We start from the raw sequence: 9,683 nt of genomic DNA, 5'->3' as shown, positions 1-9,683 counted from the left end.
CAGGAGCCACTCCGTGGGCTTGCCCTCCCAGTAGTGGCCGAAGAGGTAGAGGGGGGAGGTCACGAAGCCCAGGGCGTTCAGAATGGCCGCTTTCAGGGCCACCCCCGTGCTCACCTTTTCCCCCGGGCGGGGGCCCACCCGTTCGTCCACCAGGGGGACCAGCCCGATACGGTCCACGATGCTGGCCACCAGGCCCAGGTGGCCGAGGTCGTACACCTGTAGGTCGGGTGTGGCTGCCATCCCAAAATCCTAACGCGGAGGGAGGAGGGGTGCGGAATGTGGGCTGGACACCTTTGACATCCTGAACCTGAAGCCCGCCCGCACCGGGGTCACCTGGACGCTGGAGATGCTGGCCTTAGCCCGGGAAGAGGGCAAAAGGGCCATGGTGGGAAGCCAGGCGCAGAGCTCCTTTGGCGCCTACCAGTCGGCGCTTCTGGCTTTCCAACAGGGGGTTACCGAACCCAACGAGCTGGCCTTCCACCTCAAGGCGGAAGGGGGGTTCCTGGACTTCCCCACCTTCCGCCAGGGGTGGCTTTACTGGGAGGACCTGGTGGAGGCGCGGTTTGACGAGGAGGCCTTTCGGCGGTATACCCTAGAGTAGCTCCATGGCCTTCCTGAAGTCCTGGAGGACCCCCCAGGCTCCCGCCTCGAGGAGGGCTTCCTCCTTGTGCCCCGTGAGCAGGGCGTAGGTGGGTATCCCCGCCCCCACGGCGCTCCTCACCCCGGAGGGCGAGTCCTCAAAGGCCAGGGCCTCCCGGGGGCTGAGGCCCAGGTGCCTTAGGGCCACCCGGTAGGGCAAGGGGTCGGGCTTGCCCCGGCCCACCTCCTCCGCCAGGACCAAAAGGGGCGGGTTCAAACCCAGGGCCTTCAACACATGGCGGGCGTTCTCCCGGGGAGCGTTGGTGACCACCCCCCAGGTGAGGCCCCTGGCCCGGGCCTTTTCCAGAAGCTCCTCAAGGCCGGGCATGGGCTTGAGGTTCAGGGCCAGCTCTCGGAAGCGGGCTTCCTTGGCCTCGATGAGCCTTCGGGCTTCCTCTCCCTCCAACCCTAAAAGGTCCTTGACGATCTCGGAGTTAGGGCGGCCGGAGATGCGCTTTCGGTAGAAGTCCTCGTTCACCTCGAGGCCATAGGGCGCCAAGACCTCCCGCCAGGCCAGAAGATGCAGGGGGTCGGTGTCGGCCAAGGTGCCGTCCAGATCGAAGAGAAGGGCCTTAAGCATGGACGGCCCTCCGCTCCAAGCTGGAAACCATCAGGAAAAGGCCCAGGGCCAGGCCGAGAAGCCCATAGGGGATGCCGGGTGTGGGCAAAAGGGCAAAGAGGGCCGGGATCAAGGTGCTTCCCGTGGCGCCCGCATAAAGCAAACCCCCCAGGGCTCGGTGGCCGAAGCGGGCCTGCACCAGGGCAAAAAGGGTGGAAAAGAGGGGACCCAGGAGAAAGCCAGCCAAGGGAAAAAGGAGGGCGGTGGGGGGCAGGAGGTTGAGAAAAAGGAGGGCGAGGACTCCGAGGAGGAGGCTCCTCAGGGCAGCCAGGGGCTTTTGCGCCACCAGTTTGGCCAGGAAAAGGCGGCCCAGGGCCAGAAAGAGCCAGTACAGGGAGAGCAGCACCCCTCCCATAGGGGTGGGGTGGCCCAGGTGTTCCAGCCAGACCCGGTTCCAGGTGGCCAGGGCTCCCTCCAGACCGGTGTAGATGGCCACGGCCAGGAGGAAGGGCCAAAGCCCCCGCCCTTGCTCCTTGGGCACCTGGGTTACCTGAGGGGCTTCCCAGAGGAGAAGGGCCCCTATCCAGGCCAGGAAACCCGCCAGAAACAACACGGCGCCGTAGGGTAACAGGGTGAGGGCGAAGGGGGTGAAGACCGCCCCTAGGCCGAAGGCCACGTTCACCCGGTTTAGGAGTTCCACCCGCCTTTTGGGGTCAAGCTCGCCTACCAGGCTGTTGCCGTGGACGTTCATCACCCCTTCCCCGAGCCCGAGGAGGAAGGCCAGGGCCACCACCAAGGGGAAGGAAGGAGCCAGGGCCACCCCCCATAGGGCCAAGCCCGCAAGCCCCATGGCGGCGGGAAAAAGGGGGTGACGTTTATCCCCCTGGGCCAGGCGCACCCCCAGGAGGAGGCCCAGGAGAAGGGCGGTGAAGAACCAGGAAACCTCCTCTCCCACCCCGTAGCGCCCCCGCCAAACGGGCAGGGCCGCCCCCGGCAGGGCCACGATCACGCCCACCAGGAAAAGCGCTACAAAGGAGCCCCAGAAGAGGCGCACGTTCGCCATTCTCCCCCTACCTGACCCTTTGGTCAATAATGGGGTCATGGATGCTTTCCCATCAGGGAAACAGCAAGGGGAGGTCCTGGCCAAAGCCCTGGCGGGCGAAGGCTATTTCGCCTTTCCTGACCTTCTTTTGGTGCGGGGGCCGGATGCCCTTTCCTTTCTCCAGGGCCAGTGCACCCGGGACCTGAGGCGGCTTTCCGGGCCTGTGGGAGCCCTGTTCCTCAACCACCGGGGGCAGATAGAGGAGGGGGCCACGGTGTTTCCCCACAAAGAGGGCTACCTTCTGGCCCCCTGGGGTACCCTGGAGGGCCTAAGGAAACGGCTGAAGCGCTACATCGTCTTTGACCAGGTGGAGCTTGTGGATCTTCCCCTTTACCGCAGGCTTTATGCCGATGGCCGGGAGGAGGTGGCGGAAAGCGGGGAGGGGGCCCATCCCGCTGGGGTTTATCCCCTTTACACCTTGCTTAAGGGCCTCCCGCTCCTTTCCGATATTGGTGGGGAGCTTCCCCAGAGCGTGGGGCTTCTCCACCTGGTGGACTACGGCAAGGGGTGTTATGTGGGCCAGGAGATCATGGCCCGCCTCGAGGGGAAGGAGGTGCACCATCACCTGGTGGGCCTAAGGGGGCTTTCCCCTGCCCAGGAAGCCCCCTTTGACCTCCTGCTGGAGGGGCGCAAGGTAGGGGAGGCCAAGCGGGTGATGGAAACGCCCTTCGGGGTTTTGGGCCTTGCCGTGATGCGTAAGGAGGTTCCCCTAGGGGCGGTGGTGGAGGGGGGTGGGGGGCGCTTTCGGGTGGAGCCCCTGCCCTTCGAGGAGGCGGCATGGAGCGGGCGGAGATCATCGGGGTAGGCACGGAGCTCATCTACGGGGAGACCCTGGACACCAACACGGCGGAGATCGCCAGGAGCCTCGAGGCCTACGCCCTCAAGGTGGAAAGGACCCTCAGGGTGGTGGACGAGCCCCTTCCCCTGGCCCGGGAGGTGGGCCAGGCCTGGGAGCGGGCGAGGCTTTTGGTGCTTTCCGGGGGCCTAGGCCCCACCCCCGACGACGTGACCCGGGAGGCGGTGGCGGAGGCCTTGGGGGAGCCCTTGGTGTTGGACGAGGAGATGCTTTCGGAGATTGAGACCCTCTTCCGGGCCCGGGGGCGGAGCATGCCCGAGGCCAACCGCAAGCAGGCCTTGAGGATCCCTTCGGCCACCTGGCTTAAAAACCCCAGGGGCACCGCCCCCGGCTGGTGGGTGCGGAAGGAGGGGAAAGACCTGATCCTCCTGCCCGGGCCTCCCCCTGAGTGGCGGCCCATGTGGGAGGAGGTGTTGCCCAAGCTGAACCTCCCCCGCCGCCCCTACGCCAAGCGGGTGCTGAAGACCTGGGGCATCGGGGAGTCGGAGATCGTGGAAAGGCTCGGGGAGCTTTTTAAGCGGGATAAGGAGGTGGAGGTGGGCACCTACCCCAAGCTCCAGGGGGTGGAGGTGGTGATCCGGGGCCGGGAGGATCGGGTGGCCGACCTTACGGAAAGGATCCGGAAGCGGCTTTTTAAGGAGATCTGGGGGGAGGGGGACCTCACCCTGGCCGAGGCGGTGAAGCGTCGCCTGGAGCTGGAAGGGGCCACCCTTGCCACCATGGAGAGCCTCACCGGGGGGCTTCTCGGGGCGGAGATCACCCGGGTGCCGGGGGCGAGCCGCTTCTATTTGGGGGGCGTGGTATCCTATTCCGTAGGGGCCAAGGCCCGCTTCGGTGTGCCGGAGGAACTCCTCGCCAAGACGGTCTCCGCCGAGACGGCCAAGGCCATGGCGGAGGCCGCCCGGGTGCTTTTCGGTTCCACCTATGCCCTTTCCACCACGGGGGTGGCGGGACCGGACCCCTTGGAGGGCGAGCCCGTGGGCACGGTCTTCGTGGCCCTGGCGGGGCCTAAGGGGACGGAGGTGCGCCGCTACCGCTTCCCCGGGGACCGAGAGGTGGTGCGGCTCCGAAGCGTTTATGCCGCCTTGGCCTTGCTCCTAACATGAGGCTCTTCTACGCAATCTTCCTTCCTGAAGAGGTGAAGCGGGCCTTGGTGGAGGCTCAGGAGCGGGTGGCCCGCTACAAGGGGTGGAAGGAGGTGGTTCCCCACCAGCTCCACCTCACGCTGCTTTTCCTGGGGGAAAGGCCGGAGGAGGACCTGGAGGACCTTTTGGCCCTGGGCCACCGGCTGGGCCGGCTCCATCCTCCCTTCACCGCCCGCATCCGGGGCACGGGTTACTTCCCCAACGAGGGCACCCCCAGGGTCTGGTTCGCCAAGGCGGAAGGGGAGGGGTTTGCCCCTTTGGCGGAAGGGCTTCGGGAAGGGGTGCGGGAACTCCTGGGGGAGGAGGCGCTTCTGGCAGGCGGGGATAAGCCCTTCAAGCCCCACATCACCCTGGCCCGGCGCAAGGCTCCTGCCCCCCGGGTGCCCCCGGTGGTCTTCGGCGTGGAGTGGCCGGTGACGGAGTTCGCCCTGGTGCGCTCGGAGCTTAAGCCCAAGGGGCCCGTCTATACCATTTTGGAAAAGTTTCCTTTGCGAGGTGACCATGGACGAGAACAAGAAGAAAGCACTGGAGAACACCCTAAAGACCATTGAAAAGGAGTTCGGCAAGGGTGCGGTGATGCGCTTGGGGGAGATGCCCAGGCTTCAGGTGGACGTGATCCCCACGGGCTCCCTGGGCTTGGACCTGGCCCTGGGGATCGGGGGGATTCCCCGGGGAAGGGTGATCGAGATCTACGGCCCCGAGTCCGGGGGGAAGACCACCTTGGCCCTCACCATCATCGCCCAGGCCCAGAAGCAGGGGGGTGTGGCGGCCTTCGTGGATGCGGAGCATGCCCTGGACCCCCTCTACGCCCAGAAGCTGGGGGTCAAGGTGGAGGACCTCCTGGTGTCCCAGCCCGACACCGGGGAGCAGGCCCTGGAGATCGTGGAGCTTCTCGCCCGCTCGGGGGCGGTGGATGTCATCGTGGTGGACTCGGTGGCCGCTTTGGTGCCCAAGGCGGAGATCGAGGGGGAGATGGGGGACCAGCACGTGGGCTTGCAGGCCAGGCTCATGAGCCAGGCCCTGCGCAAGCTCACCGCGGTCCTTTCCAAGAGCAACACCGCCGCCATCTTCATCAACCAGGTGCGGGAGAAGGTGGGGGTGATGTACGGCAACCCCGAGACCACCCCCGGCGGCCGGGCCCTTAAGTTCTACTCCAGCGTGCGCCTGGATGTGCGCAAAAGCGGCCAGCCCATCAAGGTGGGGAACGAGGCGGTGGGGATCAAGGTCAAGGTGAAGGTGGTGAAGAACAAGCTGGCCCCACCCTTCCGTGAGGCGGAGCTGGAGATCTACTTCGGCAGGGGCCTTGACCCGGTCATGGACCTGGTGAACGTGGCGGTGGCGGCGGGCGTGGTGGAGAAGGCCGGCTCCTGGTTCTCCTACGGGGAACACCGCCTGGGTCAGGGCAAGGAGAAGGCGGCGGACTACCTGCGGGAGCGGCCCGAGCTTCTGGAGGAGATCCGGGCCAAGGTGCTGGAGAGGGCCCACGAGGTGGTGCTCGCGGGAAGCGAGGAAGGGGAGGAGTAGATGGCCCTGACCCTTTTGGACCTGGGGCTTATTCTCCTGGTCATGGTCCTGGCGGGGGCCTTGCTCCTTAGGCGCAAGGGGGAGGACCGCACGGGGGAGGAGGCCAAAAGGCTTCTGGAGGCGGCCAGAGAGGAGGCCAAGGAGGCCCTCGAGGCCGCCCGGAAGGAAGCCAAGGAGATCCTCGAGGCCGCCCGGGCCGAGGCCAGGACCCTGCGCCAGGAGGCCGAGGAGCGGGCCAGGGCCTTGCGCCAGGAGCTGGAGGCGGAGCTTAAGCGCCGCTCGGAGGCCTTGGAGGCCGAGGCCAAAAAGCGCTTGCAGGAGGCGGAAGAGCGCCTGAGGAGCGAGCGGGAGGAGCTTAAGGCCGAGCGGGAGAGGCTTAGGGCCTTGCAGGAGGAGCTTAAGGCGGAGAGGGAGCGCCTTAAGGGGGAGCGGGAGGAGCTCCGGCGGGAGGCCGAAAGGCTATCCAAGAGGGGCGAGGCCTTGGACGCCCGGGTCCTCAAGCTGGATGCCCTGGAGGAGGCCCTTTCCAAGCGGGAGGAGGCGCTTAAGGCCCAGGAGGCCCTTCTGCAGGAGAAGGAACGCGAGGTGGAACGGAGGCTTCATGAGGTGGCAGGCCTCTCCCCGGAGGAAGCCCGGCGCCTCATCCTGGAGAGGCTGGACCGGGAGCTGGAGGAGGAGAAGGCCCAGAGGGTGCGGGCAGCCTTGGAAAGAGCGCGCCTCGAGGCCCGCAAGGAAGCCCAGAAGATCCTGGCCCAGGCCATGCAGCGCCAGGCCTCGGAAACCGCGGCCCAGCTGGCGGTTTCCGTGGTGCCCATCCCCTCCGATGCCATGAAGGGCAGGATCATCGGGCGGGAGGGGCGGAACATCCGCACCTTTGAGGCCTTGACGGGGGTGGACCTCATCATCGACGACACCCCGGAGGCCGTCTTGCTCTCCTCCTTCAACCCCATCCGCCGGGAGATCGCCCGCATGGCCCTGGAGGAGCTTCTCAGGGATGGGCGCATCCACCCTAGCCGCATTGAGGAGGTGGTGGAGAAGGCCAAGCAGGAGATGAAGACCTTCATCTACGAGCGGGGCGAGGAAGCTGCCCTCGAGGCTGGGGTGGTGGGGTTAAAGCCTGGCCTCATCCAGCTTCTGGGCCGGCTCCACTTCCGCTCCAGCTACGGGCAGAACGTCCTCAAGCACTCGGTGCAGGTGGCCCACCTTTCTGGGATCATGGCCGCGGAGCTGGGCCTGGATGCCGCCTTGGCCCGGCGGGCGGGGCTCCTTCACGACATCGGCAAGAGCGTGGACCGGGAGGTGGAGGGAAGCCATGTGGAGATCGGCATCGCCCTGGCCCGCCGCTTCGGGGAGCCGGCGGAGGTGATAGACGGCATCGCCCACCACCACGACCCGGAGAACGCGGAGACCGTGTATGCGGTTTTGGTGGCGGCCGCCGACGCCCTTTCCGCCGCCCGGCCCGGGGCCAGGCGGGAGAGCCTGGAGGAGTATCTGCAGCGCCTCGAGGCCCTGGAGCGCATCGCCCTTTCCTTCCCCGGCGTGGAGACGGCCTTCGCCGTCCAGGCGGGTAGGGAGGTGAGGGTTATCGTCAAACCCGACAAGATCACGGACGCCAGGGCTACCCTTCTGGCCCGGGAAATCGCTAACCGCATCGAGCGGGAGATGAACTACCCCGGCCAGGTGCAGGTGACCGTGGTGCGGGAGACCCGGGCGGTGGAGTACGCTAAGTAGGCTAGAATGGGGCGGTTATGCTGAGGGGCGAGGACATCGGGATTGACCTGGGAACGGCCAGCGTTCTCATTTACGTGCGGGGGAAGGGGATCGTTTTACGCGAGCCCTCCGTGATCGCGGTGGTCCAAGGGAAGCGGGAGGTCAAGGCGGTGGGGGCCGAGGCCTACCGCATGCTGGGGCGCACCCCGGGGAACATCGTGGCGGTGCGGCCCCTGAAGGATGGGGTTATCGCCGACTATGCCTTAACGGAGCGCATGCTCCTCCTCTTTCTGCAAAAGGTGCTCTCCCCCATGAGCCGCTTCTTCCGGCCGCGGGTCATGGTGGGGGTGCCCTCAGGGGTCACGGACGTGGAACGGCGGGCGGTGGTGCAGGCGGTGTCCGCCATGGCCCACAAGGTCTACCTCATCGAGGAACCCCTGGCGGCGGCCATCGGGGCGGGGATCAACGTGGCCGAGCCCACGGGTAGCATGGTGGTGGACATCGGGGGAGGCTCCACGGACATCGCCGTCATCTCCCTAGGGGGTATCGTGCGCTCCGAGAGCCTTCGCATCGCCGGCAACGAGATGGACCAGGCCATAATCCGTTACGTGCGCCAGAAGCATAACCTCCTCATCGGAGAGCGCACCGCCGAGGAGCTCAAAATCCAGCTGGGCAGGGCGAAAATCCTTCCCGGAGAGGAAAGGGAGGTGGCCGAGGTGCGGGGCCGGGACCTCATCACCGGCCTTCCCCGCACGGCGGGGATCCCCGCCGAGGATGTGGTGGAAGCCCTGAGGGAGCCCCTGGACAAGATCTTCCAGGGGGTGAAGGCGGTTTTGGAAACCACGCCCCCCGAGCTGGCCTCGGATATTTACGAGAGGGGCATCCTCCTTACCGGGGGTGGTGCCCTGCTAAAGAACCTGGATGTGGCCCTGCAGGAGGCCACGGGGGTGCCGGTGGTGGTGGCGGAGAACCCCATTGAGGCGGTGGCCTTGGGCACGGGTAAGGCCTTGGAGATGCTCCACGTGCTGGAGGACACCATCCTGTCTTCGGACGACGTCCTGAAGAGGTGAGCCGTGGAGATCGGGGAGATCCTGGCCCTCCTGCCCCACCGCTACCCCTTTTTGCTCATCGACCGGGTGCTTCATGCGGACGAGAAAACCTTCCGGGCCTTGAAGAACGTTACCTTCAACGAGCCCCACTTCCAGGGGCATTTTCCCGGTTACCCCATCATGCCGGGGGTGCTGATCCTCGAGGCCATGGCCCAGGCGGCGGTGGGCAGCATTGCCAAGCAGCCGGGTTTCAAGCCCGGGGGCCTGGTCTTTTTGGTGGGGGTGGAGGAGGCCCGCTTCAAAAAGCCCGTGGTGCCGGGGGATACCCTGATCCTGGAGGGGGAGCTTCTCCTTTTCCGCCGGGGCCTGGGCAAGGTGGCGGTCAGGGCCTTGGTGGAGGGGGAGGAGAGGGCCAGCGCCCGTTTAAGCTTCGTGGTTCGGGAGGGTGCGGAGTAGGGTGGCGCTGAACTCCAGGAAGTCGGGAAGCCGTTCCTCCAGGATCTGGCGCAGGATGGGGAGGGAAAGGGCTTGGTAGTCATGCACCGCCACATTGCGAATTTGTAGGAGGACCTCATCCATAGACTTTTCCCCGTTTCTGAATATCCCCGAGGATTTCCGCTCTTTCCTCGTTGAGGCGGGCGTAGGCCTTAAGGGCGAGGTCCAGGAAGCGGTCCGCCTCGAGGCTCTTTCGATACAGGGGTTCGCCAAAAGCGGCCACCTGCGCCTGTAGGGGAAGGGGGGCCTGGCGAAGGTCTATCAGGTCCACTTCCCGCCCCACAAGCAGGCTCAAGGGGGCACGCAGGGCAAAAAGGTGCTCCGGAGGGTAAGGCTTGGAGCCCAGGATGGCCAGATCCAGGTCGCTTTCTGGGGTCAAAAGGCCTTGGGCTCCGGAGCCAAAGAGGTAGATTCCGAGGGGATCCAGTTCCTCCACCAGAAGGCGGATGGCTTCTTTAAGCCTTTCCACTTCCCTTAGAGAAAAGAGGGGGTGTGGGGGAGCTATAATCCCCCGGTTTCCAAGATAGCCCTACAGGCTGACCAAACCGGGGATACATGGACTCCCCCACGTCCACCACAGGTGGACACGGATTTGGTACAATGT

12 protein-coding genes and 1 pseudogene are annotated in these 9,683 nt (G+C 66.0%); 8 read left to right on the top strand and 5 right to left on the bottom strand.

The genetic code is table 11. From position 1 onward, the window contains the following. Window positions 1-240 (bottom strand): DUF4277 domain-containing protein (locus F604_RS12705; RefSeq protein ID WP_026328966.1); only part of this gene is annotated, 240 nt, incomplete at its 3' end. A 34-nt stretch (window positions 241-274) separates the two neighbouring features. Here F604_RS12705 and F604_RS0110685 point away from each other — a divergent pair. Then, window positions 275-601: pseudogene (locus tag F604_RS0110685) on the top strand (enolase); the annotation flags it as partial. Here F604_RS0110685 and F604_RS0110680 read toward each other — a convergent pair. Further along, the gene (locus F604_RS0110680; protein WP_019551642.1) at window positions 593-1,219 is read right to left on the bottom strand and encodes an HAD family hydrolase; all 627 of its coding nucleotides are present in this window, start codon (window positions 1,217-1,219) and stop codon (window positions 593-595) included. The pseudogene F604_RS0110685 and the gene F604_RS0110680 sit on opposite strands and share 9 nt — an antisense overlap. Then, complete coding sequence (locus F604_RS0110675) at window positions 1,212-2,261, bottom strand: MFS transporter (protein ID WP_026329131.1); 1,050 nt, start codon at window positions 2,259-2,261, stop codon at window positions 1,212-1,214. Before F604_RS0110675 ends, F604_RS0110680 begins: the two co-directional genes overlap by 8 nt. 37 nt (window positions 2,262-2,298) lie before the next feature. On the opposite strand from F604_RS0110675, the gene F604_RS0110670 reads away from it, so the two are divergent. The 7 genes from F604_RS0110670 to fabZ are packed head-to-tail and all read left to right on the top strand — an operon-like array spanning window position 2,299 to window position 9,040. Next, window positions 2,299-3,105 carry a YgfZ/GcvT domain-containing protein gene (locus F604_RS0110670; RefSeq protein WP_019551640.1) on the top strand — a complete coding sequence of 269 codons (807 nt, stop codon included), beginning with the start codon at window positions 2,299-2,301 and terminating at the stop codon, window positions 3,103-3,105. After that, window positions 3,078-4,262 carry a CinA family nicotinamide mononucleotide deamidase-related protein gene (locus F604_RS0110665; RefSeq protein WP_019551639.1) on the top strand — a complete coding sequence of 395 codons (1,185 nt, stop codon included), beginning with the start codon at window positions 3,078-3,080 and terminating at the stop codon, window positions 4,260-4,262. The genes F604_RS0110670 and F604_RS0110665 overlap by 28 nt, the downstream gene beginning before the upstream one ends. Further along, complete coding sequence (gene thpR, locus F604_RS0110660) at window positions 4,259-4,852, top strand: RNA 2',3'-cyclic phosphodiesterase (protein ID WP_019551638.1); 594 nt, start codon at window positions 4,259-4,261, stop codon at window positions 4,850-4,852. The genes F604_RS0110665 and thpR overlap by 4 nt, the downstream gene beginning before the upstream one ends. Further along, on the top strand, window positions 4,803-5,825 hold the full coding sequence (gene recA / locus F604_RS0110655) for a recombinase RecA (protein ID WP_019551637.1): 1,023 nt from the start codon (window positions 4,803-4,805) through the stop codon (window positions 5,823-5,825). The genes thpR and recA overlap by 50 nt, the downstream gene beginning before the upstream one ends. 6 nt (window positions 5,826-5,831) lie before the next feature. After that, window positions 5,832-7,556 carry a ribonuclease Y gene (rny, locus tag F604_RS0110650; RefSeq protein ID WP_026329129.1) on the top strand — a complete coding sequence of 575 codons (1,725 nt, stop codon included), beginning with the start codon at window positions 5,832-5,834 and terminating at the stop codon, window positions 7,554-7,556. 17 nt (window positions 7,557-7,573) lie between these two features. Then, window positions 7,574-8,605 (top strand): rod shape-determining protein, encoded by a 1,032-nt coding sequence (mreB, locus tag F604_RS0110645; RefSeq protein ID WP_019551635.1) that lies wholly within the window; start codon window positions 7,574-7,576, stop codon window positions 8,603-8,605. 3 nt (window positions 8,606-8,608) lie between these two features. Further along, on the top strand, window positions 8,609-9,040 hold the full coding sequence (fabZ, locus tag F604_RS0110640; RefSeq protein WP_019551634.1) for a 3-hydroxyacyl-ACP dehydratase FabZ: 432 nt from the start codon (window positions 8,609-8,611) through the stop codon (window positions 9,038-9,040). Here fabZ and F604_RS12935 read toward each other — a convergent pair. Continuing rightward, the gene (locus F604_RS12935; RefSeq protein ID WP_019551633.1) at window positions 9,008-9,163 is read right to left on the bottom strand and encodes a HepT-like ribonuclease domain-containing protein; all 156 of its coding nucleotides are present in this window, start codon (window positions 9,161-9,163) and stop codon (window positions 9,008-9,010) included. The genes fabZ and F604_RS12935 overlap by 33 nt on opposite strands. Continuing rightward, window positions 9,156-9,548 (bottom strand): type VII toxin-antitoxin system MntA family adenylyltransferase antitoxin, encoded by a 393-nt coding sequence (mntA, locus tag F604_RS0110630; RefSeq protein ID WP_019551632.1) that lies wholly within the window; start codon window positions 9,546-9,548, stop codon window positions 9,156-9,158. Before mntA ends, F604_RS12935 begins: the two co-directional genes overlap by 8 nt. Between the last annotated feature and the right edge of the window lie 135 nt (window positions 9,549-9,683).

Source organism: Thermus scotoductus DSM 8553, assembly GCF_000381045.1.
GTDB lineage: Bacteria > Deinococcota > Deinococci > Deinococcales > Thermaceae > Thermus > Thermus scotoductus.
The sequence above is the reverse complement of the archived record's forward strand: the minus strand, read 5'-3'. Positions and strand labels throughout refer to the sequence as shown.